Here is a 23,200-nt window from a genome sequence, read left to right as displayed (position 1 = left end):
TAGAACTCGAGGTAGCGAGGAATATCGGTGCGGAAGTTGTTGGACCCCATGAACGTTCCCGTTAGAGTCTTCTCCGAGAAGAAGAGCTCCGAAGCACGGATCCGTACCGGATCCTCGTCCGGAACGAGTCCGACGACGGTCGCCTTTCCACCGGGTACCAACATCTCGAACGCCTGCTGGACCGTACGACTGGTTCCCACGATTTCCAATGCGTGGTCGACGCCACCCTTGGTCAATTCACGCACAGCCGCAACCGGATCGACCTCGGATGCGTCGACGACGTCCGTGGCACCGAGAGCGCGTGCGAGCTCGAGCTTGCCGGGCGTCACGTCGACGGCGATGATGCGAGCGGCCCCGGCAAGGCGCGCGCCCTGGATCGCCGCCGCGCCGACGCCGCCGCATCCGATTACCACAGCGGTTTCCCCAGGCTTGATCTTCGCTCCCCTGATCGCCGCTCCCACACCGGTCACGACGGCGCAGCCCAGAATGCTGGCGACATCCATCGGAATGTCATCGGGAATCACGACCGCGCAGCTGTGATGGACGGTCATGTACTCCGCGAACGCACCGATGCCCGCCGTTGGTCTGACCGACTGCCCTGACGAGTCGAGCAAACGCGGCTCGATCCGATCGGTATTGAGCGCCGCTCGGCGTTCACACAGCGTCAGCTGTCCGTTCGTGCAGTAACGGCAACTCCCGCATGAGGCCGAGATGCACGTCACGACACGGTCGCCCGGTCGGATTCCGAAGACACCTGCCCCGACCTGCTCGACGACACCGGATGCCTCGTGGCCCAGGACAATTGGAGTTACTGTCTGCCAACGACCTTCGACCTCGTGCAAGTCCGAATGGCACAGGCCGGAATAGACAACGCGGACCCGTATTTCATCCGGCCCGAGACGCCCCAATTCGAGCGTCTCGAGCTCCAGCGTGCCTGGCTGAGTTCTCAGGACCGCGGCCCGCGTCATCACTCGCGGCCATGTCGCGTTGCTTCGCACTGGTCGATCAGCTCGTGGTAGCGATCTTGTTCCCGTTGGCGTCCACCGCGTCGAGATCCGACAGGCTGCGTGCCTGCCCGTTCTCTTGGAGCAGCGTCATCGGCTCGGCCATCTTGCCGTCGGCTTCCACCCAGCCCATCAGCGGTGGGCACGCCGCGTAGCCCAGCTTCCGCTGGATCGACTCCGGGAAGGTCTTCACCTGTTCGATCGGAATGGCGAGGTACTGGTTCTCTTCCTGGCGCAGGAAGCCGAGGTCGTAAGCGAAGGTGAGGCCGGTGCGCGGGGCGTCACTGCTGTTCAGACCGCCGCCGTGAAACGTCGATCCGATGAACATCAGGATCGAGCCGGCCGTCATCTCGGTCGAGAAGGCTTCGTCCTGAGACGGCGCACGCTCGTCGTCCCACGCGTGGCTACCCGGAATCACGCGCGTGCCACCGTTTTCCGCGGTGAAATCGCTCATCGCGAGCATGACCTGGATCCGTGCTTCACGGCCATAAGTCGGGTGCTCCCACTGGAACACACTGTCGTCACGGTGCAGCGGCTGGAACCCTTCCCCGGGGTGAATCTGGATCACCTGGGTCACACCGATGTGGTAGTTGGCCGGAACGGAGATCTTCATATCGCCGTACCACATCGGATGCGGAATGGCGAGGAAGTGCTCGGCGGCTCCGTTCACCAACGGGTGATCCAGTACCGGGAACAGGTGACGAGACTTTCCCACCAGACCACTGATCCGGCGAGTCTTCGTTCCGCTGAACGGATCTTCACCGTAAGGGGTCGTCTCGAAGTGCGGCTGCATGTCGGCCCAAAGGCCTTGCAGCGTTTCGGAATCGACAGCGTCCTTGACGATGACGCCGCCGTCCCGCTGGATGGTCCGACACACGTCCTCGACAGACGCGTCGGCCAGCAGCGTGGTGAGCCCCTGCTCAGTCATTTTGGGCCTCCTCCGACCGCTTCTTCGCGGCCATGTTCGTTGTTGGACCGAAGTGGGTCATTTGACATGATCATATGACCATGTCAATGGAATTGTGTCAAGGATCGGAAGGTCACGAACATCGACACCGTCCGCCGGATTGAAAGTCAGAGTGATCTAAGCCACGCCCATATGACCAGGTCAGCTGATCAAACGAACGAAATTGTCATGAGCTGCGGGCTACGGGCACCCCCGGATCAGTCGTGCGTTCCTGCCGGGCGCGAAGTCCGGTCTGGAGGCGGGCCCAGGAATGCAGCGGACCTTTCACAGCAGCCCGCCACTGTCGCACCGTCGGTCCACAGCAATGCAGCCTGCCCGATCGCCATGAACGTCGTGATCGACACCAGCACGCCGCAGCGTCCTAGCCAGTCGCTGTCGCGGGGGGCTACCCGATCGCGTGCGTGCTCGTCAGCCTCTCGGCGTCGACGCCGACGCAGGCCCTGGGGCCGATACCTGGGCCTGGTTGGACGAGGCCCGATTATCTCGACGGCAGCCAATCGGACTCTCCGCAGGGCCCTCGGTGCCACCTGCTTCGGTCTGTACATCACCGGCCTGTTTGCTTCGCGGTCGCGAATGGCGTCCGGCCCGTAGCCGCGCACCAGCAGGCCATAAAGCACCGCCGGACCAGCTCATCCCACCCCAGGCTGGTTCGGCGGTGTTGGTGGACAGTTCGATCCCGACCACTTTCAATGAGGACTCAAGACCATTGTGCAGTAGTCTGATTCACCCTTTATGGTTCCGCAACGCAAGCAGAATATTATCGCGGCGGGCGAGCAGTTCGTCCCGACATTCCCGACCGTAGGCGGCAGCGACACCTTTTACGGCAAGCGCTACGAACCCATCATCGATCCCGTCGAACGGACGATCCAGGGCAGCGAACATGTTGTTGAAATAGCCCCGGAACCGCGTGAGACCGGCCTCGATGCCCATCGAGTTCGTCTCTTCCACGGCGAAAGGACCAATGGCCGCCCACCGCGGACCGAGCCCATGCGCGATAGCCGCATCGATATCCGCAACCGTTGCCACGCCCTCGGTCAACAGCGCAAACGCCTCTCGTTCCAGCGCCACCTGCAGCCGGTTGAGCAAGAACCCCGGGACCTCCTTCGCAAGCGAAGCCGTCACCTGCCCGAGGGCCGTCATCACCGCACATGCGGTATCGACTATCTGGCGATCCGTCTTCGCTCCCGGAACCACCTCGACGAATCGGAGGAGGTGCGGCGGATTGGTCGGATGAACAACAATGCACCGTTGCGGATTCACGAGCCCGTCGGAGATAGCGGTCATCGTCAACTCCGAAGCGCTACTCGCCAGAATGACCGACGGGGCGCACCGCTGGTCGAGAGCCCGGAAAACATCCCGTTTGATCGACAGATCTTCGGCGACGCATTCCTGCACCCAGCTGACCCCGGCTACGGCACTGTCCAGATCGGCGTGCACGGATACCAGGTCGAGATTGGCTTCGTCCCCGGTCTGGGCAAGCATCCCGGCGATACGGCCGTCGGCCGATGACCGAGCATCCGCCGCGGCGTCGAATAGTCGGACCCGGACACCGCGGCGGACGAACACCGCCGCGAAACTGCAACCGATGAAGCCGGCACCGATAATGGCGACCGAGTCCGGCAGCGGCGCGTTCACGATTTCGACCATTTCGTCAGACGTGCGCGCAACTCGGCGGGCGTAGCGATCGGCCGACCCAGCAGATCCGCGAGATCCACTACTACCTCGACCATTTCGGCATTGCTGTGCACCGGCTGGTCGCGCCGGACCCGCAGGCTGTCCTCGATTCCGACGCGACAGTCCATACCGAGACCGAGCGCCGTCGCAGCGTGCCGGAACTGCATCGGATATCCGAGCCCGGCTACGCCGAGGTCGGCCAGGTCGTTGCCGAGGATCCGATGTGCCCGCTCGTGGAGCGTGAACAGGTCCTCGAGCGCACTGCCCGCACCGCCGAGTACGCCGAGAACGAGCTGGACCCGGACCGGTCCCTGCAGCGTTCCCTCATCGATGAGATGTCGGGCCATATAGAGGTGTCCCAGGTCGTAGGCTTCCAATTCCGGTGTTGCATCGACATCCCTTGCGGCGGCGGCAGTCTCACGCAGCATGGCTAATGTGTTGATGAATGTCGCCGACCCTGCGCCCTCGAGAATCTCGCGCTCCCAGTCGGTCTGGACATTGGGCCAGCGGGCAGGGTCCGGCCAGGACTCGAAGTTCATGGTACCCAGATTGAAGGTACAGATATCGGGCTTGCAGGCTTGCATCGCGACCAGCTTGTCCTGCAGTTTCATGCCCGGAGCGCCACCAGTGGTCACATTGATCACGACGTCGGTCTGTTCGCGGATCGCGTCGACGATCTCGGTGAACATCGCGGGCGACGCGCTGGGGCGACCGTCGTCGTCGCGGGCATGCAGGTGCACGGAGCTGGCACCGGCCCGGGCCGATTCAATTGCGGCCGTGGCGATTCCCTCGACACCACGCGGAATGAATTCGCTCTGGCTGGGGAGGACGTCACCGCCGGTCACCGCGACGGTGAGCGCGGAGGGGCGATAGCGATCTTGCAACATGAGTGGACCTTTCGATGACGCACGCGCTCGTGCGAAGACGTGTGCTCAGATGTGTGTGCGGTACCGCACGAACTCCCAGTCGGTGACCTGGGCGGCGAATTCGCGCAGTTCGTTGAGCTGCAGCGCTCGCGTGGTTTCGACGAAGGTCTTCCCGAACGCACTGTGGGTGAAGTCGCTGGTCGCGAATCGTTCGAGCGCGATCTCCGGGCGTGCGGCGATGCGCTCCCACCCGGGATCGGCGTATGCGTCTCCCACGCATTCGTCGATCAACGGAAGATCTTCGGTCAGGCCGTGCAGCCCCGCTTGCAGGTACCCCTGGAGCACGCTGTACGGATTCGTCCCCGCCGACGCCCACCGCACTTCCACCCGCGACGAGTCACCGATACGCGGTAGACATCTCAGTCCGGCGTGGCGGTTGTCCACGCCCCACGTCACCTGTGTCGGAGCGAACGAATAATCGACCGAGCGCTTGTAGTCATTGCTGGTCGGATGGGTGACAGCCTGGAGCTCCAATTGGTGCGCAAGCAGGCCCGATACGTACTTGCGTAGCACCGAGGATCCCAGCGGGTTCTCCTCGTCGACGATCCCGAATGCGTTACGGCCGGACTGGTCCTGCAGGCTCAGATGCACATGCATACTGCTGCCGCCCAGTTCGGTTCCGGGCTTGGCCATAAAGGTCGCGTGGTAACCGTTCTCGCGCGCGACGCAGCGTACGGCGTGCTTGAAGAGCACCGTTTTATCCAGCATCGCGAGCGCCTCGTCATACTGCTGGGTGATCTCGATCTGGCCCGGACTGTATTCGATGCTGGTGTTCTCGACAGGGATGCCGGTGTCGCTCAGTGCTCGGACGATCCGTCCGAGCAGCGGATCGAATCCCGCACAGAATTCCAACGAGTACAGCCCGATCTCTTCCCACGCCGGACGCCAGTTCGCGTCGAAGACGTGGAACTCGAGCTCGGTGGCAAGGTTGACGCGGTATCCGAGCTGAGCGAACTCCGACAGCGTCGCCTTTACCATGGATCGCGTGTCCATGGCGATCGGCTCCTGGGTGCGGGCATCGACGCACTCGCACATGACGGTGGCCAGATTCTCACCCCACCCGGCTCGCCGCAACGACGAATAGTCCGGGCGCGCAACCATATCCGGCCATCCCGACGATGCCGAGACGAATGGTGTCTCGTCGAGACGACCGTCGGCATTGGCGGTGAATGCGGCGGCGCCGATGTGCATGACCCCGTGATGCAGGAATGCCTCGATCGGGAATCGCTTGCCGCGAGGTATGCCCCATACATCGACGAACATGAGGTCGACTGCGCGGATATTGTTTTCGCGGAGAAACTGAACAGCCTGTTCCGGCACACCGCTACCGACTGGATCATTCATGGGCACGATGGTTCCTTCAGGCTGGCAGCGCTTCAGCGCCGTCGGTGTTTCGGTCGCTGAGCTTCTTCGTGAAATGCATTGCCTTGTCGTTGATTCGACCGTGCCGCAGGGTGAGGAGATCCTGTGCGTAGTTCATTCCGAGTCGCCACGGAGCTCGGGTCCCGGCCTTGGGGAATTCATCGAGGGCGCGCAAGACATAGCCTGCGGAGAAGTTGAGCAGCGGCGCGCCTTCGATACCCGGTTCGGGCTGCGGGACGAAGGTACCGTAATCGTGCTCGTCCAGGTAGCGCAGCATCCGGCAGACATACTCGCTGACCAAGTCGGCCTTCAGCGTCCACGACGCATTGGTGTAGCCGACGGTGAAGGCGAAATTGGGAATGCCACCGAGCAGCATGCCCTTGTAGGACAATGTGCTCCCGATATCGACCGGCGTGCCGTCGACGGTGAACTGAATTCCACCGAAGGCCAACAATTTCAGGCCCGTCGCTGTCACGACGACATCGGCCGGGAGCTCCGCACCGGATTCCAGGAGAATGCCCTTGGCGGTGAGCCGGTCGATGCGATCGGTGACCACGGATGCGTCGCCGCTGCCGATGGCCTTGAACAGGTCACTGTCGGGTACCAGGCAAAGCCGTTGGTCCCACGGGTTATAAGGCGGCTTGAAGTGGGTATCGACGTCGAAGCCCTCCGGCAGCTCCTTGATGGTCAGACCCCGAATGAACTTCCGCATCGTGTCCGGGTACCGCTGACAAAGCTGATAGACCAGCGTGTCACGCAGGACGTTCTTCCAGCGCGTGATGCCGTAGGAGATGCGGTTGCCGACAATTTTACGCAAGGCGTTGGCGAAAGCGTCCTGGCTCGGCTGCGACAGGATGTAAGTGGGCGTACGCTGCAGCATGGTCACATGCGCTGCCCGATCGGCCATCGCCGGAACGAGGGTGACCGCTGTGGCGCCGCTGCCGATTACCACGACATTCTTGCCGGTGTAGTCGAGATCCTCCGGCCATGCCTGTGGGTGGACGATCCGGCCATCGAAGTCGTCGACGCCATCGAATTCCGGTGCATGGCCCTGCCCGTAGCGGTAATACCCGCTGCAGCAGTACAAGAAATCGCAAGTAACGGTGACGATTTCGCCGCCGTGCTCGGCCTCGATCGTCCAGCGCGCAGTCGACGAGTCCCAGGTTGCCCGCGTCACGGGGTGGTCGTACCGGATGTGCTTATCAATGCCGCCTGCGGCGGCGGTGTCACGGATGTATCGCAGGATCGAAGGGCCGTCGGCGATTGCTTTGGCATCGGTCCACGGCCGGAACCGGTATCCGAGGGTTTGCATGTCGGAGTCGGAGCGGACTCCCGGGTAGCGGAACAGATCCCAGGTTCCACCGATCGCGTCGCGTGCTTCGAAGACCGCGTAGGTCCGGTTCGGAAACGCTTCCCGAATGTGGTGCGCGGCTCCGATGCCTGACAATCCGGCTCCGATGATCAAGACGTTCAAATGCTCGGTCATACTGTGTGCCTCCAGTTCTGCGAATGGTCGTGGATCAGGTCCGCCAAGGTCGGCCAGAGTGCCGTTGGAAGGTCATGGCCCATCCCTTGGATGGTGTGCAGGCGTGCGCCCGGGATGGACTGCGCGGTGATAGCGCCGCCGCTCGGGTCTACCATCAGGTCACGGTCGCCGTGCAGCACCAGGGTGGGTGCCGTGATCGCGCGCACTTCGCCGGTCCGGTCACCGGACTTGAAGATCGCCGCGAGCTGGCGGCCACTGGCCGCCGGAGCATCCGGATCGCGATCCCATGTGGTCTCCGCGGCCGCGCGGATCGCGGGTTCGTCGAACGGGTAGCCGTGCGATGCCACCTGACGATCGAGGCGAACGCTTTGCGCGACGAACTTCTCCCGGGTCTTCGCGGGCGGAACGGCGATCAGCGGCCAGGTCGACCATGCCGGTCGACCGACCCGGGGTGCGCCGGTGGTCGACATGATCGAGGTCAGCGATGCCACGCGGTTCGGGTATCGCGCGGCGATGGTCTGCGCGATCATCCCGCCCATCGACATGCCGACAACATGTGCACATCCGAAGCCCAGGGCGTCGAACAAACCGACAGCGTCGGCCGCCATATCGCCGAGGTCATATTGCTCCGGGTGCCAACGCTTTCGAAGGAACTGGAGGGCACCGGGCGGCGGAAAGTCGAAGTGCGTCGACTCGCCGGCATCGCGGTTGTCGAAACGGATCAGCTGGTATCCCTGTTTCACCAGCATCCGGCAGAGGCCATCCGGCCAGTGGTGCAACTGCTGCCCGAATCCGGCGACAAGCACCAGCGCTGGGCTATTTTTATCGCCGAGCTGCTCGTAGGCCAGGTTGACACCCCGGCCTACGTCTGCGAATTGCCTCGTCACATGTTCGCCTTTCTGATGACGCGACCTCCGAGGGCTGCCGCGGAAATAATCGCGTTCTCTGCAATTCGGCGTCGATACATCGGTGCCATGTTATGGTCATTTGACTCAGTCGCGTGACTCAGATCATCCGTCCGGAATCGAGGCATGTCAACCCCGACTTCGCTCGGTACATCCGGTCCGCCGCGATACGGCCAGCAGGAAAGTGCAGAATTGATGGAAAAACATTGGCGTACAGTGTTGTTCGCTACAGCGGCCGTGACCGCGATCGCGGCCACGACCGCAGGCGGTCCGGCTCAGGCACAGGCGAGCAACTTCTACAGTCCCCCCGACCGGCTCCCCGCTCAGCTGGGTGCGGTCATACGCACCGAATCGTTCACGCCGACGCTGCCGGGCCTCACCGAGGATGGGCTCACCCCGCTGCAGGCGCAGCGAATCATGTACCGCAGCAACGATACTCACGGAAAACCGATCGCCGTGACAGGCACATACTTCGAGCCGATCGCCCCTTGGCGCGGCCCCGGGCCGCGGCCGCTGATCGTGGCCGCATCGGGAACAATCGGCCAGGGCTCGCAATGCGCACCGTCCAAGCTGTTCTCCGAACCGGTGCACTACAGCCCGCCGACCGATTTCATGATCAATGATCAGATCGCGACCGTGTACCCCTTGCTCGCGATCGGAGCGTCGGTAGTCATGACCGACTACCAGGGGCTCGGCATCACCGGTGAGATGCACGGCTACCTCAATCGAGTCGCCGAAGCGCACGCGGTGCTCGATTCCGCACGTGCGGTGGAAAATCTCTCGGCGGTCACCGACGGAACTCCGATCGCGCTGTGGGGATATTCCCAGGGTGGTCAAGCCGCCGCGGCGGCTGCTGAGCTGCAGGCCGATTACGCGCCCGAGTTGAATGTGGTGGGCACCTTCGCGGGCGGCGTACCTGCCGACCCACAAGCCGCGTTCGCGGGCACGGCGGCCGACGGTGGAGCCGGTGCGGGCGGAGGAACCGGCGTGATCGCGTACTTCCTCAACGGTGCGTACGCCGACTATCCGGATGTTCGCGCCGCAATAGATCAAATGCTCAACGATCACGGCAAGGCATGGCTACGCGAGGCCGCCGGCACCTGCTTCGATGAGGCGTGGGTGCGTTACGGAGGACACTCGACCAGCGAATTCACCTCGGACGGGCGGACATTCAGCGAATGGGCGGCGACCACCCCAGCACTGGCCGCGGTCTTGAGCGAGCAGCGCCTCGGCCGATTCAAGCCGAAATCCCCTGTTCTGCTTGTTATCTCGGAAACAGATGATTTCATTCCCTACCAACCGATACGGAATCTCGCCCAAGACTGGTGCGCGCAGGGTGCGATCGTTCAGTTGTCAAAGGTCGATGGCGTTCCTCCTCTGCTCCCGAATTCTGGAATCAGCCATTCACTCGCCGAGGAGCCGATCGGAGATGTCGGCCAGGAATGGCTGAAACACCTGGTCTCGGGCGCGCCTGAACCATCGAATTGCCAAGCGCTGCCCTGACATCGCACGGCGCGGCACCCCGATGGGAAGCCGCGCCGTCGTCGTCTCAGCGCGCCGTTCGGATCGGGAGAATGATCGCGGACGTGCGATCCGCATCGGGGAAGGCTGTCTGATCCGCAACCCGCGATGCAGTGGCTGTGGCACGGGTCTGGGACGCGGCGCGTTCCTGTCGGCAGCCAGATGTAGCTCATTTGATATAGTCATGTGACCATATCGTTGTTTCGCTGGCCTCAAAGACGCTGCGGGTGGCCGCGACCGCTTCGGTCAGTCGACTTGGACAAGCGATCATGTACCGTGCATGATGAGATATGAACAAACCTCAACCATTGCGGCGATTGAAAGGAGTGCGATGCCCCGGGTTCCGGCAAAGGAGCGACGCCGCCAGTTCATCGACGCGACAGTTCGCGTCATCGCCGAACATGGCGTAAAGGCCGCCACTACGCGGCGGATCGCGGAAGCTGCGGACGCGCCATTGGCCTCGCTGCACTACTGCTTCCACACCAAGGAAGAACTGTTCTTGGCGGTCTTCGAGGAGATGGCCGATGCCATCGTCCAGAACGTCCTCAACAGTGAGGCTTCGACGAAGTCACTGGCAGATTCGGCACCAGAGCACCTACGCGAAGCTGTGGACTGGATGACCGAGAACCGCAATTTCGGGCGAGCCCAAAACGAACTCGCCAACTGGGCGACTCGCCATGATCCGGCGATGGCCGCGCAGGCCTACGATTTGTCGTTCGAAGCGGCGCGGCGCTCATTCCTCCGCGCCGCCGACGCCGACAGGTACTCGGCCGCGGCGGTCGATTCGGCCGTTCAGCTTTCGATACTCCTGTTGGACGGATTGCTGATGTCGTGGTGCGCCTACGATGACCGAGACCGGCTCGAAGGAGCTATCGGCACCGCATGCGACGCGCTGCGTACCTTCTGCGATCGACTCACCACCACTGATCTCGACGCGCTCACCACCTCGACCGCGGTGAACTGATCGACCGGCCGCACGCTTGGGTTACTGGTCGACCAGCGCTTGCTGAGCAGCGTGGACCCATGCACTGATCTGGGTCCGCGAATTCAGTCCGAGTTTGTTGAGGATGCGCTCGACGTGCCCGTCGACAGTTCTGCGGGAGATGATGAGCTGCGCCGCCATCTCCCGATTCGTGAGCCCCTGTGCGATCAGTTCCGCGATCTCTTGCTCCCGGCGGGTGAGCGGCGAACTGCCGGTGACGATCTTGGTCGTCCTCGCCGCCGACTGCCCCAACGCGAGATCAATTGCTTGTGCGATTGTCAGCGGCATCGACGAGGCAGGGCTTTTGGCGCAGTCGATCGATCGGTTCACTCGCTCCTGAGCTTCGGTGCTGTCGCGAGTGATATCGGGTCCGAAAGCGGCCAGTGATGTGCCGAACTGCTGCCACACCGAAGTCGCCGCGCTGAACACATTTACCGATCGCTCCAGATCGCCGACCGCCTCCGAGCACCAGGCGAGGACCTCCAGGGTCAGCGCGGTGCACATCGCGTCCTCGAAATCACGCTGGATTTCCAGGACGCGCTCGGCAGCGTCGACGGCCGCGTCGATCTTGCCCAGGTGGAAATTTGCGACAGCCGATGCGAACAGCGCGTACGCCCGGTTCCACCGCTCACCGTGTAATTGCGTCTCACGGATCACCTCGGCGCACGTCGCTAGGGCGTCCTCGGGCCGACCGTCGTAGATCTCGGCCAGCGCGAGCAGGTACGACGCGGTCAACGCCTCCGCTTCCGCACCCAAGGAACGGTGCACACGGATCGCCCGGCGATAGCGGTCGATGGCCTCAGCTGTCCGTCCGGACAGCAACGCCTGCAACCCGGCCCAATGGTCGTAATGGGCTTGCAGCCCTTGCTCTTCGAGCGTGGACGCTAGGGACGCGCACTCCGCCAGATGTGTCGACGCTCCGTCGTGGTCGCCCTGGATCAGCGCGATGCATGCGGTCAGCCACAGCACATGCCCGCGCTCGCTGGTGGAATGCGGCAACCGTTGCAGCAGTCGCTCGAGCCGAGTGCGTCCGTCGGAGAGATTGCCCCCGGCGGTCCAGTGGTACCGCAACGACACAGCCAAAGCCGCAGCAGCCCGAAGCTCGTCGTTCTGCAGGGACCAATCCAGCGCTGTCATGAGATTGGCATGATCAATTCGCCACTGCGCCAACAGCTCCGACTGCCCTGATCCGTACCACTCCCCCGCGTATCGCTGTGCTCGCTCGAGGAAGTGGTCACGGTGTCGACAGTGCAACTCCTCGCATTCGCCGCGGGCTTCGAGTAGCCCATGGCCATACTCGCGCACGGTCATGAGCTGGGAGTAGCGCAGTCGTTCGCGCGAGCGATCGACGCTGACGAGGGATTTCGAGATCAGACCGTCCAACAGATTCACGATCGGTTCCGAAGCCAGATCCCCACTGCCACAGACGGTTTCGGCGGCCTCCAAGTCGAAGCTGCCAGGGAATACCGACAGTCGTGCCCATAGCGCGCGTTCTCCCTCGGAGCAGAGTGCGTAGCTCCAGTCGATCAGCGCCCGCAGGGTTTGCTGTCGTGGAGAGGCGGTGCGACTTCCGCTGGTCAACAGGGTGAAGCGTTGGTCGAGCCGTTGGACCAGCTCCGCAGGCGACAAGGAGCGCAGCCGTGTCGCCGCAAGCTCGATGGCCAGCGGTATTCCATCGAGCTGAATACACAGCTGGGCGACGGCATCGACGTTCGCGTCGGTCAACTCGAATTCCTGGACCACGCTCTGCGTGCGCTCGACCAGCAGGGCGACGGACTCCACCAGCGCCAAGTTTGCGGCCTTATTGCCGGTCGAATCCTTCGGCATGCCCAGCGGCGGCAGCACGTAGGTGCATTCCCCCGCGATTCCGAGCGGCTCACGACTGGTGGTGAGGACACGTACCTCAGGTGCATGGGCGAGGATCGCGGCGATGAATTCCGCGGCGGCGATGTTCAGGTGTTCGCAGTTGTCGACCACGATCAGCATGTGACGACGCTCGACGTGGTCGAGGATCTTGCTCATCGCCGGTCGCGCGGATTGATCGGTCACGCCCAATGCCTGCGCGGCCGCCGAGGGCAGCGTTTCCGGCTCGCGCACGAGTGCCAGGTCGATCCAGCGCACCGAGTCACGGAACGCGCGCGAGGATCGCAGCGCGATCTCCTCGGCCAGTCGAGTCTTGCCGACCCCGCCCGAGCCGAGAACCGATACGAGTCGAGATTGCTGCAGGCGGGCACGAGTTTCGTCGATCTCGCGGCGTCGGCCGACGAAGCTGGTCATGGAATGGGTCAGGCCATCGATTCGGGTCAGCTTTTCATTCTCCGTCCGTGCGGGCCCTGCCAGCATCCCATCATAGGTGCTGGTGGGGAACCCCCGAAGGGGTATCGGCTGGGGTGATTTTCCTCGTGTGGGGGTGATACGGCGGACGTCAGTCTGATCGTCGGCACCGAGACGCGACCGCGCGGCTCTGGAGCCGATTGACAACGTTGAGGAGTGCAGCGCGATGACTGAGATCCCATTGTCCGTTCCATACGTGGACGTCGTCGTGGTGGGCGCCGGATTCACCGGTTTGTATGCCCTCCACAAGTTTCGGGACGAGATGAAGATGTCGGTGAGAGTATTCGAAGCCGGTGGCGATGTGGGCGGCACTTGGTACTGGAACCGCTATCCCGGTTGTCGTTGCGACGTGGAGAGCATCTTCTACTCGTACTCCTTCGACGAGGCCCTGCAGCAGGAATGGTCATGGAGTGAGAAGTATGCGAGCCAGCCCGAAATCCTGCGCTACCTGAATCACGTCGCCGACCGTTTCGACCTGCGCAAGGGAATCACCTTCGACACCCGCGTGACAGCCTTGCACTGGGATGACCAGGAATCACTGTGGACGGTTCGCACCGATGACGGAAACAGCTTGCGCTGTCGCTACGTCATCTCCGGGGTCGGCACACTGTCCGTCGCGAAGAAGCCCGAATTCGGTGGTATCGAGAATTTCCAGGGCGAAGTCTTGTTCACCGGTAACTGGCCGCACGAAACGGTGGACTTCTCGGGCCAGCGCGTTGCTGTCATCGGCACCGGCGCGAGTGCCAGCCAAGCGATCCCGTTGATCGCCGAGGAAGCCGCGGAACTGCTGGTCTTCCAGCGCACCCCCAACTTCGCCACTCCGTTGGCCAACGCTCCGATCGACGCGGAGCAGATGCGGAAGATCAAGGAAGACTATCCGAGTCTGCGCGAGGCCGCTCGTAAAGGTTTCATCGGCGTTCCGTACGACCAGTGGCTGCCCTCGGCTTTGGCGGTCGATCCCGACGAGCGTCGGCGCGTGTACGACGACCGATACGCGGCCGGCGGGTTCCGGCTATTCGTCGATAGCTTCCAGGACATCCTCTACAACTACGATGCCAACGAGACCCTCGCCGAGTATCTGCGCGAGCGCATTTACGAGCGCGTCAAGGATCCCGATACCGCGGAAAGGCTGGTTCCGAAAGGTTACGCATACGGCACCAAGCGACCGCTGCTCGAGACGGACTACTTCGAGACATTCAACCGAGAGAATGTGCGGCTCATCGACGTAAGCGAGGAGTCGATCGACGAGATTACCGCGACCGGAGTCCGGGTCGGCGAGCACACCTACGAGGTCGATGTCATCGTTCTCGCCACCGGATTCGACGCAATGACCGGTCCGATCCTGGCGATGGATCTCCGGGGACGCAATGGGATTCGGCTTGCGGACAAGTGGGCTGATGGTCCGCGCACCCATCTCGGGCTGATGGTCAATCAGTTCCCGAATCTGTTCATGATAACCGGCCCTCAGTCGCCTTCGGTGCTGCAGAACATGCCGATGGGTATCGAGGACCACGTCGACTTCGCGTGCGATGCGATCAATTACCTACACTCTCGCGATTTGAACATCATCGAGCCCACCGAGCAGGCCGAGTCCATGTGGCTGGCGCTCGTCAACGCCATCGCAGATCTCACGCTGATGCCCCAAAGCAAGTCCTGGTATGTGGGGGCGAATATCCCGGGCAAGCCTCGGGCGTGCTTCCTATATCTGGGCGGCGCTCCGACCTACCGACAGACCTGCGCCGAGGCAGTCGCCGGTGGTTACACGGGTTTCTACCTGTCCAAGGCACAGGCGTTCGATTCGAAGGCCGTGGTCGGCGAGGCTGTCTAGAGAAAGCTCGTACTCCGTTGCGTCACAAAGGATTCGTTGAAGGCCGGTGCCGCGTACGGGCGGCAAATCGGACAGCAAAATATTTGGAGGCTCAGATGAGCAGTATCGAAAATACCGGCAAGCGAGTCACCATAGTCGGTGGCGCGGGTGCCATGGGCCGCTGGGCCCTGCGCACTGCCGCTCGGCTCGATTTCATCGGTGATCTGGTTGTCGCCGATATCAATCTCGAACGGGCACAGCAGATCTGCGAGGAAGTCGGTGCCCCGGCCAGGGCGGTGCAGCTCGATGTAACCGATACGGTAGCGATACGTCAGGTGTTCGCTGCCAGCGACATCGTGCTGAACACCATGGGGCCGTTCGTAATGTACGGCGAGCGGATTCTGCGCGCGGCGATCGAATCGGGTTGCGACTACCTGGATATCGATGACGACTGGGAGTCGACGGTCGCCGCGCTGGAATTGGATGCCGCGGCCAAGTCCGCTGGTGTACGAGTAGTAAAGGGCATGGGCGCGAGTCCCGGCCTCAGCAATCTGCTCGCTCGGGCCGCGGCCTCGGAGCTGGATCAGGTCGACGAGCTGTACACCGGCTGGGCACTCGTGGGTGCGTCGGCAGATCCAGCCGACAGCTCGTCCGGCCCCTCGGCTGCGCTGGACCATTTTCTCAGACAATCCAGCGGGCAAATTCGGACGTGGCAAAACGGCGGCTGGGCGGAACCTGCTCCGCTCGAGCGCATCGAGCTCAGCTTTCCCGGCTTGGGCCAGCACACCGTCTACACCTGTGGTCACCCCGAGCCCATAACTCTGGCAGGAAATATCCCGGTGCGGAACACCTCCCTCAACGTGATGAGCGGGCCCGACTGGTTCTTCGACCCGTTGCGGACAGTCGCGACCGGCTATGCGAACGGCGAACTGACGCTCGGACAGGCCGGGGAGAAGCTGGCGGCGGCTCGTCGCCCATTCCATGACGCGCTTCCCCTGGTGTGGGCCCTGGCGACCGGTGATGGTGCCGAACAGGGAATGAGTGTGCTCGCCACCATCACACCGTCCTATAGCCTGCCGGGCCGGATGGGCGGAGCTACGGGTATCCCGCTGGCGGTCGGACTCGATCTCCTGGTCCGTCACGCTGACACACCGGCCGGAGTTTTGGCGCCGGAATCGGCATTCGAACCGAGCGAGTTCTTCGAACGGCTCGCTGATTTCGCCACGAAATCGGAGGATGCGGATCCCTCGATGTTGTCCATCGTCAAATCGGAAGGGGATGCATGATGACAACTGCGGTGGGACTGGCAGACCATCTCTTCGCTGCCGGTGTGCGCCATCCCGACCGGGCATTTCTTATCTGGAACGGCGAGGCGATCACCTACCGCGACGCCGTCGACCTCGTATCACGCACCGGTCGCGCGCTGCGGGATCTGAACGACTCGAACGGTGGAAATGACCGGGTCACTTTGTATTTGGGCAACGGCCCCGAGGCGATATACGCCTGGCTCGGCGCGCAAGCGGCGGGCATGGTTCCCGTGACGCTCAACCGTGGTCAGCGCGGTGACGCGCTGGCCGAGATGGTGGCCCGCGTGGACTCGACCGTCGTACTCACCGACCTGAGCGGGTTGGACCAGCTCGAGTCAGTCGACGCCGCGGCAGGTCGCACAGTGGTGCTTGTAGACGGCGGTGCAGACGGCCCGCTCTCGTTCTGGGATCTGATTCGCAGCGTGCCGTCCGACCCGGTGTGGAAGCCCGTTGGGAACCGCCCGGATGCGCCCGCGACCATTCTCTTCAGTTCCGGTACCACCGGCCGGTCCAAGGGAGTCGTTGTACCCCACGGCATGTTCGACGCGGGCAGCGCCGAGCTGGCAAAGGCATGGGCGGTCGACGAGCGCGACGTCTTTCACAACTGGGCTCCGTACTTTCACATCGCGGCCCAGATGGATGTATTCGGAGTAGCGATGCGCGCCGGTGCCACAGTGGCACTGTTCGAGACCTTTTCGCTGTCGCAGTTCTGGAATCAGATACGCGATTGCGGCGCAACATTATTCGGCGGATTCGTCAGTGTTCTGGAGCTGCTCTACGCGGCTGCGCCCGATCCCAGAGATCGTTCCCACAATCTGCGGATGGGGATCGCGGGTCACCTGCCAGCAGGCTTGCGGCGCGACTTCGAGCAGCGATTCGGTGTTCGGATGCTCGATGTCTATGGCATGTCGGAGGCCGAACCACTGAGCATGCCGACACTAGAGCTGAATTTGCCGAACGGCAGCTGCGGACCGGCGAATCCCAATTTCGAGATCCAAATCCACGACGATCAGGGTAAGCAGCTGCCGCACGGCGAGCAAGGCCGAATCGTCTTTCGACCACAGCGTGCGAACGTGATGATGAGCGGCTATCTTGACGAACCCGAACGTACCGCGAACGCGTGGCGCGAGGGCTGGTTCCAAACCGGCGATATCGGCCGCATGGACAGCGCGGGATATATCTACTTCGTCGAGCGGATGACGGATTTCATCCGAGTGCGAGGCGAGAACGTCTCACCACAGGAAGTCGAAACGGCGCTGCTCGGCCATCCAGGTATCGCCGAGGTGGGCGTCGTCGGTGTGCCGTCCGAACTGGGCGAAGACGATATCAAAGCGGTGATCGTACCGGTGCCCGGAGCTGATTTCACCGGCTTGGTGGACTGGTGCCATTCTGTCATGGCCAAGTTCATGGTGCCGACGCTTTTCCAGCTGGTCGAAAAGATCCCGCGCACGGAAACCAGCAAGATTCGGCGCACGGAATTGCGAAGTCTCGAATCCGAACTCCTGACCAGATCGGATATCGATGCGGCGTACAACTGAGGAGAACAAAATGGCATTCAGAATCACCATCGACACGGGAGGAACCTTTACCGATGTCGTGGTGGCCGACGGCAACGGAAATATCGCGCTCGGAAAGGCACTCACGAACCACGATCGCGTTTTTGTCGGCATCTGGGAGGGGCTCGACGCCGCCGCGGCCGTACTCGGCCGGACCCGTGAAGAGGTGCTGACCGGTGCGGATCTGTTCGTCTATGCGACCACTCGCGCCACCAACGCGATCATCGAGGGTGAGACCGCCAGAACCGCACTGCTGACCACCGCCGGTCATCCCGAGACCCTCGTCATGCGCGAAGGCGGCAGGTTGGACGCGTTCGACTTCGCCGTGGAGTATCCGGAGCCATACGTGCCGAGGCGGTTGACCTTCGAGATCGATGAACGTATCGATGCCGAGGGCGGAATCGTCCGCGAGCTCGACGAGACCGGTGCCGTTGCGATCATCGAGGGCCTGCGGCAACGGCATGTCGAGGCGGTGGCGGTGTGCTTGCTGTGGTCAACGGTCAATCCCGCACACGAGCTACGTCTCGGTGAGTTGCTCGAGCAACATTTGCCCGGCATTCCGATCACGCTGTCACATCAGCTCAATCCAGTGCTACGCGAATTCCGTCGTGCCTCGTCAGCCGCGATCGACGCATCATTGAAGCCATTGATGCAGTCGCATCTGACCGACCTGCACATGGATCTGAAGGCGCACGGATTCGCAGGTGAGCTCATGGCGGCAACGTCGTTCGGCGGGGTCATGCACGTATCGGAACTCGCACAGCGCCCGATCTACAGCGCACGGTCCGGGCCATCGATGGCTCCGATCTCCGGCCGGACGTACGCGAGTCCACATGCCAACGGGCGCGACATCATCGTGTGCGACACCGGCGGCACCAGCTTCGACGTGAGCATGGTGCACGACGACAAGGTGGTCTTCACGCAGGAAACATGGCTCGGTGGAAAGTATTTCGGCCATCTGACAGGCATGTCGTCGGTGGACGCTCGCAGCATCGGCGCCGGCGGCGGATCCATCGCCTGGGTGGATTCCGGCGGATTGCTGCGTGTCGGCCCGCGCAGTGCGGGGTCGAACCCGGGACCGGCCGCCTACGGGCTCGGCGGCACCGAGCCGACGGTCACCGACGCCGCCACGGTGCTCGGGTACCTCAATCCGGACAATTTCCACGGCGGGCGATTGACACTCGACGTCGACGCCGCACGTTCCGCGGTGAGCGAGCTCGCCGAAAAGATCGGTCTCGACCCCGAAAAGTGTGCGGCAGCCATCCTCACCATCGCCAACGAGCAGATGGTCCGCGCGATCCACGAACTGACCACCGTGGAGGGCGTCGACCCTCGCGAGAGCTTCGTCGTGGCAGGCGGTGGTGCTGGCGGGTTGAACTGTGTGGCGATTATGCGCGAACTCGGCTGTCGCGAAGTTCTCGTCCCGCGCACCGCGGGCGGTCTGAGTGCGTGTGGTGCGCAATTCTCCGACATTATTTTCGAGTACTCCGCAACGCATCCGACCTCTACCAGGAATTTCGATTTCGACGGAGTGAACGCCACACTCGAATCCCTGATCGGTCGAGCTGAAGCAGAAGCCTCGAAATTACGGTCGCGCGGGTATGATCGCACCGACTTGCGGCTGTCGGTCGAAGCTCGATACGCCGAGCAGAACTGGGAGATCATCGTCGAACTGCCGAATCTACGATTCGAAACCGAAGAGGATATCAAGCAATTAATCGATATCTTCGGCACCGAGCACGAGCGGCTTTTCATGGTTCGGGACAACGAAGCTCCCGTAGAATGCCTGTCCTGGCGTTTGCGCGCAATCACGGCTACCGGGGCGCCGTTGCCGCCAGTACAGGAGTCTTCTGCAACATCCTTGGTTCCGGAAGTTCGACGCATCGCCTACTTCGACGGCGTCGCACATCAGTCGGTGGTTGTTCGAGGCGCGGAAGCTTTACCCGGTCATGAAATCGCCGGACCCGCAATCATCGAAGAACCGACCACGACCATTGTGCTGCCGCCGGGAGCGACGGCGCATGTGACATCTACCGGCAACTACCTGATCGAGGTTGGAGCATGACCAGCGCCCTTACGATCGACGACCCCACCCTGGTCGCGATCCTTGCCAATCGATTCGAGGCCATCGGCCGTGAGATGACCAATACTCTGCTCCGAACGGCTCGTTCGGCCGTGATCGGAGTCGCTCGGGACTTCTCCTGTTCGATTGTGACCGGTGACGACCGCCTACTGGCCTCCGCAGCCGGACTCCCGGTGCACATCTTCGGTTCGCACTTGCAGTCCAAGGCGATGCGAGAACTGCATCCGGACTTGCGCGACGGTGATGCATATTTGCACAACGACCCATATCTGGGCAATACCCATCATGCGGACCATACGATTCTGGTACCCGTTTTCGTGGACGGCGAGCATCTTTTCACCGCGTGCGCGAAGGCGCATCAGGCTGATATCGGGAATACACTCCCGACGACGTACATGCCCTTTGCCCGGGATATATTCGAAGAGGGCGCGGTGAGCTTCCCGTGTGTGCGGATCCAACGTGATCGCAGGGACGTCGAAGAAGTCATCCGAACAGCTCGACGGCGCATCCGTGTACCGCAGGTGTGGTACGGGGACTATCTGGCGGCGCTCGGTGCCGCCCGGATCGCGGAAAAGCGCCTGCAGGAACTCACCGAGCGTTACGGCGTAGATACGATCAAGGCATTCATCGAGACATGGTTCGACTACTCGGAACGGCGGATGCGCGAAGGACTGCGCAAGATTCCGTCAGGTCGCTACATCGGCAAGGCTACCCACGACCCGTTCCCTGGTGTGGAGCAGGGAATCCCGCTGCAGGTGATCGTGGACGTCGATGCCGAGGCCGGAACCGTCGTGCTCGATTTGCGCGACAATCCGGACTGCGTACCGGCCGGTTTCAATCAGAGTGAGGCGACCGCGACCAACAGCGTGGTAACAGGACTTTTCAACATTCTGGACAGCGATATCCCGCACAATCACGGCACGTTTCGTTGTATCGAAGTCCTACTTCGCGAGAACTGCGTCGCCGGTATTCCAGTGCACCCTACGTGTTGCTCGATGGCAACCACGAACGTTGCCGACCGGTTGGTGAACGCGACGGCGAGTGCATTCGGCGACCTGCCCGGGATCGGACTGGCACAGGGCGGGGCCGCGATGGGCGCCGATTCCGCCGTGATCGGCGGTACCGACAACCGAAGGGGCGGTTCGCAATACGTCAATCAAATCATTATCGGCAATAACGGCGGTGGAGCTCATGCCGATACCGACGGCTGGCTCACCATCGCGTTACCGGTTACCGGAGGCCTGCTGCACCGCGACAGCGTCGAGGTGCTCGAAGGCAAGTATCCGATTCTGATCGATGAGGTAAGGCTGACGATCGACGGCGGGGGTCCCGGTCGGCGGCGCGGGGCACCTCCAGCCGTCGTCGTGTACGGGCCGCGAGACACTCCCATGACGGTCGCATATGCCGGCGACGGGGGTGTGCATCCCGCAGCGGGCGTCAACGGTGGCGGCCCCGGGGCGAAAGCCTGGGGACAGATCCTCGGTCGTGGTGATTCCCCGATTGATATCGGCACCATGGGATTCCAGTTCCTCTCGCCCGGCGAGCGTGTTCGGGCCAGCGGTGCGGGTGGCGGAGGTTTCGGCGACCCGCGCGAGCGTGAACCGGAACTGGTTTTGTCCGATGTGCTGGAAGGCTGGATCTCCCGCGAGGCCGCCGTGGATCAATACGCGGTCGTGTTGGCAGGTGCGATCGAGGACGAATCACTTGCCGTGAATGTCCAAGCGACCGAACAACTCCGCGAGCACCAGCGCGATTGACTGTCCCGATGCGGCGTCGCCCAATGAAAAGGGGCTGGTCGGCTGAGTTCCGCTCAGCCGACCAGCCCCATCACGGTGCTCGCGCTCTATCGGCCGACGGATCTATCGAGCGTGCCGAGAAGAGCCGCGAAAGCTAATGCTGACTTCGGTTCATATGCCGTTCGCCAGAGGCCGCCGTGCAGAGCCTGATCACTGAACAGCGCTTCTGGATGTGGCCGCGACACCGTGCCGTAGTTCAGATCATGAACGAGCAGGGCCGCCATGAGAACGCGGCAGGTCTCGGGCTCGAACACTTCGACATTGAAGTGGTGTGCACCGCGATACGCGGCAGCCAGTGCCCTGTTGCGGGTCACCGAGCGGGTCCACGATGCGGGTGCGACATTGAACGAAACCGGATGTCCCGCGCATTCGGCGATGACGCCGCGCCAGCGCTGCAGGCGTTTGGCCAGGGCGTAGCTCGGACCTTGTTGCGGGACAAGGATATCGGCGAGGCCGGTACCGTCGGTGTGCACTGTGGTGTACGAGGGACGGAACAGGGTGCCGCGGGATACCCACCGGCCCACCGAGTCCAAATAACCGACTCGGCCTCGTTCGCGCCATGCTGTGCGACCGGCTCCAACGACGGCGGGCGGAACAACAAACGCGTCGGTGGGTGTAGCGAGATAGGCGAGGGCGGTTTTCGGATCGAGAGAGCTCAGATATGTGGCCAGCAGGTCGATCGCCATGGTGACTCGGACGTGCGTGCCGCGATCGGCGTAGGCGTACATGCCCAGCACGAGTGCGGAGTCCGCGGCTTCGGTCCTGATCCAGGTGGCCAGCTCGTCCAGATCGGTGGTGACATCCAAGCCCGGTGTGCCATCGGGACGTAGTGGCCACCGCACGATGCCAGCCCCGTTTCGCGCAATCTCCGCGATGCGTAACCACACGTCGCGGCCCGCCACGTCGACCGCGAGAACGTCCGCACCCCAGGCAGACAGTGGCGCGAGCGGGCTCAGTTCAGCGCCCGCGCCGAGTAGTGCGATCCGACGACCAGGGACCGACAACCAGTGTGGATGGGCTGCCACCCGAGCAATGGCTTCTCGGAAGGATGGCTCAGCGATTCCTCGCGAGACCCAGGTGTCGAGTTGGTCGAGTAGTTCGGAGCCCCCCAGTTCCCGGCCACGATACGGGACCCGCAGCTGCGCCGCCGGTTGCGTGGCACCGGTCACGGTCGCGGTGCGTGGCTGCCACGCCAGACGGCGGCCGAGCGTCACCTCGCAAAGCGGCTTTTCTCGAGCCTCCTCGATCCAGACCATGTTACGCCGGGCAGAGGCAAGTCCCGCTGCCGCGACGGCATGTGCCACGGCGCTATAGGCCGTCGCACTGGTCAGCTTCGCTAGCAACGCTGCGTAATCGGTGCGCCATGCCCGGCTATCGAGTACCCGTTTTCGCAGTTCTGGCGAAGCTGGCTCGGCCGCGTCGGCGAGGATCCTGGTCAGTGTCGGGGTGGTGGGTCGGGTGTTCGACACAAGAGCGAAGTCGACGGACAT

The 23,200-nt window shown here is 62.8% G+C and carries 16 protein-coding genes; 7 read left to right on the top strand and 9 right to left on the bottom strand.

Features of this window, described 5'->3' with window-relative positions:
- From NP3_RS24070 to NP3_RS24040, 7 genes are all read right to left on the bottom strand, one after another.
- Positions 1-842 (bottom strand): zinc-binding dehydrogenase (locus tag NP3_RS24070; protein WP_245721084.1); only part of this gene is annotated, 842 nt, incomplete at its 3' end.
- Between the two features lie 163 nt (positions 843-1,005).
- Positions 1,006-1,932 (bottom strand): phytanoyl-CoA dioxygenase family protein, encoded by a 927-nt coding sequence (locus NP3_RS24065; protein ID WP_063824884.1) that lies wholly within the window; start codon positions 1,930-1,932, stop codon positions 1,006-1,008.
- A 762-nt stretch (positions 1,933-2,694) separates the two neighbouring features.
- Entirely contained in the window at positions 2,695-3,618 is a 924-nt protein-coding gene (locus NP3_RS24060) for an FAD-dependent oxidoreductase (RefSeq protein ID WP_063043867.1), read from the bottom strand.
- Positions 3,603-4,532 carry a beta-keto acid cleavage family enzyme gene (locus NP3_RS24055; RefSeq protein ID WP_063824883.1) on the bottom strand — a complete coding sequence of 310 codons (930 nt, stop codon included), beginning with the start codon at positions 4,530-4,532 and terminating at the stop codon, positions 3,603-3,605. The genes NP3_RS24060 and NP3_RS24055 overlap by 16 nt, the downstream gene beginning before the upstream one ends.
- Positions 4,533-4,577: 45 nt before the next feature.
- Positions 4,578-5,915 carry a glutamine synthetase family protein gene (locus NP3_RS24050; RefSeq protein ID WP_063043866.1) on the bottom strand — a complete coding sequence of 446 codons (1,338 nt, stop codon included), beginning with the start codon at positions 5,913-5,915 and terminating at the stop codon, positions 4,578-4,580.
- Between the two features lie 16 nt (positions 5,916-5,931).
- Positions 5,932-7,419 (bottom strand): flavin-containing monooxygenase, encoded by a 1,488-nt coding sequence (locus NP3_RS24045; RefSeq protein ID WP_063043865.1) that lies wholly within the window; start codon positions 7,417-7,419, stop codon positions 5,932-5,934.
- The gene (locus NP3_RS24040; RefSeq protein WP_063043864.1) at positions 7,416-8,306 is read right to left on the bottom strand and encodes an alpha/beta fold hydrolase; all 891 of its coding nucleotides are present in this window, start codon (positions 8,304-8,306) and stop codon (positions 7,416-7,418) included. The genes NP3_RS24045 and NP3_RS24040 overlap by 4 nt, the downstream gene beginning before the upstream one ends.
- 234 nt (positions 8,307-8,540) lie before the next feature.
- Here NP3_RS24040 and NP3_RS24035 point away from each other — a divergent pair, with 234 nt between their 5' ends.
- Together NP3_RS24035 and NP3_RS24030 are read left to right on the top strand one after the other, a co-directional pair.
- A complete protein-coding gene (locus NP3_RS24035) occupies positions 8,541-9,827 on the top strand; it encodes an alpha/beta fold hydrolase (RefSeq protein ID WP_169814566.1) in 1,287 nt (428 codons plus the stop codon).
- A gap of 349 nt (positions 9,828-10,176) precedes the next feature.
- Positions 10,177-10,809: a TetR/AcrR family transcriptional regulator gene (locus NP3_RS24030; RefSeq protein ID WP_063043862.1), complete on the top strand. Its 633-nt coding sequence runs from the start codon at positions 10,177-10,179 to the stop codon at positions 10,807-10,809.
- Between the two features lie 21 nt (positions 10,810-10,830).
- On the opposite strand, the gene NP3_RS24025 is transcribed toward NP3_RS24030, so the two are convergent.
- On the bottom strand, positions 10,831-13,104 hold the full coding sequence (locus tag NP3_RS24025; protein ID WP_063043869.1) for a LuxR C-terminal-related transcriptional regulator: 2,274 nt from the start codon (positions 13,102-13,104) through the stop codon (positions 10,831-10,833).
- Between the two features lie 223 nt (positions 13,105-13,327).
- Between NP3_RS24025 and NP3_RS24020 the strand changes: the two genes are divergently transcribed.
- The 5 genes from NP3_RS24020 (at position 13,328) to NP3_RS24000 (ending at position 21,671) form a co-directional block, all read left to right on the top strand.
- Positions 13,328-14,989 (top strand): flavin-containing monooxygenase, encoded by a 1,662-nt coding sequence (locus NP3_RS24020; RefSeq protein WP_063043861.1) that lies wholly within the window; start codon positions 13,328-13,330, stop codon positions 14,987-14,989.
- 95 nt (positions 14,990-15,084) lie between these two features.
- Positions 15,085-16,254, top strand: a complete 1,170-nt coding sequence (locus NP3_RS24015) for a saccharopine dehydrogenase family protein (RefSeq protein WP_063043860.1) — start codon at positions 15,085-15,087, stop codon at positions 16,252-16,254.
- On the top strand, positions 16,254-17,813 hold the full coding sequence (locus NP3_RS24010; RefSeq protein WP_063043859.1) for a class I adenylate-forming enzyme family protein: 1,560 nt from the start codon (positions 16,254-16,256) through the stop codon (positions 17,811-17,813). The genes NP3_RS24015 and NP3_RS24010 overlap by 1 nt, the downstream gene beginning before the upstream one ends.
- A 10-nt stretch (positions 17,814-17,823) precedes the next feature.
- The gene (locus NP3_RS24005; RefSeq protein ID WP_063043858.1) at positions 17,824-19,896 is read left to right on the top strand and encodes a hydantoinase/oxoprolinase family protein; all 2,073 of its coding nucleotides are present in this window, start codon (positions 17,824-17,826) and stop codon (positions 19,894-19,896) included.
- Positions 19,893-21,671, top strand: a complete 1,779-nt coding sequence (locus NP3_RS24000) for a hydantoinase B/oxoprolinase family protein (protein WP_063043857.1) — start codon at positions 19,893-19,895, stop codon at positions 21,669-21,671. Before NP3_RS24005 ends, NP3_RS24000 begins: the two co-directional genes overlap by 4 nt.
- Before the next feature lie 86 nt (positions 21,672-21,757).
- On the opposite strand, the gene NP3_RS23995 is transcribed toward NP3_RS24000, so the two are convergent.
- Entirely contained in the window at positions 21,758-23,200 is a 1,443-nt protein-coding gene (locus tag NP3_RS23995; RefSeq protein ID WP_063043856.1) for a hypothetical protein, read from the bottom strand.

This window comes from Nocardia pseudovaccinii NBRC 100343 (assembly GCF_001613225.1).
In the GTDB taxonomy this organism is placed as follows: domain Bacteria; phylum Actinomycetota; class Actinomycetes; order Mycobacteriales; family Mycobacteriaceae; genus Nocardia; species Nocardia pseudovaccinii.
Note: the sequence above shows the minus strand (reverse complement) of the source record. Positions and strands in the feature narration are given on the sequence as shown.

Bases quoted from the DNA above. Each gene is read 5' to 3' on its own strand.
- NP3_RS24065 (WP_063824884.1), bottom strand. From the start codon at position 1,932: ATGACTGAGCAGGGGCTCACCACGCTGCTGGCCGACGCGTCTGTCGAG.
- NP3_RS24060 (WP_063043867.1), bottom strand. From the start codon at position 3,618: ATGGTCGAAATCGTGAACGCGCCGCTGCCGGACTCGGTCGCCATTATC.
- NP3_RS24055 (WP_063824883.1), bottom strand. From the start codon at position 4,532: ATGTTGCAAGATCGCTATCGCCCCTCCGCGCTCACCGTCGCGGTGACC.
- NP3_RS24050 (WP_063043866.1), bottom strand. From the start codon at position 5,915: ATGAATGATCCAGTCGGTAGCGGTGTGCCGGAACAGGCTGTTCAGTTT.
- NP3_RS24045 (WP_063043865.1), bottom strand. From the start codon at position 7,419: ATGACCGAGCATTTGAACGTCTTGATCATCGGAGCCGGATTGTCAGGC.
- NP3_RS24030 (WP_063043862.1), top strand. From the start codon at position 10,177: ATGCCCCGGGTTCCGGCAAAGGAGCGACGCCGCCAGTTCATCGACGCG.
- NP3_RS24025 (WP_063043869.1), bottom strand. From the start codon at position 13,104: ATGACCAGCTTCGTCGGCCGACGCCGCGAGATCGACGAAACTCGTGCC.
- NP3_RS24020 (WP_063043861.1), top strand. From the start codon at position 13,328: ATGACTGAGATCCCATTGTCCGTTCCATACGTGGACGTCGTCGTGGTG.
- NP3_RS24015 (WP_063043860.1), top strand. From the start codon at position 15,085: ATGAGCAGTATCGAAAATACCGGCAAGCGAGTCACCATAGTCGGTGGC.
- NP3_RS24010 (WP_063043859.1), top strand. From the start codon at position 16,254: ATGACAACTGCGGTGGGACTGGCAGACCATCTCTTCGCTGCCGGTGTG.
- NP3_RS24005 (WP_063043858.1), top strand. From the start codon at position 17,824: ATGGCATTCAGAATCACCATCGACACGGGAGGAACCTTTACCGATGTC.
- NP3_RS24000 (WP_063043857.1), top strand. From the start codon at position 19,893: ATGACCAGCGCCCTTACGATCGACGACCCCACCCTGGTCGCGATCCTT.
- NP3_RS23995 (WP_063043856.1), bottom strand. From the start codon at position 23,200: ATGTCCGTCGACTTCGCTCTTGTGTCGAACACCCGACCCACCACCCCG.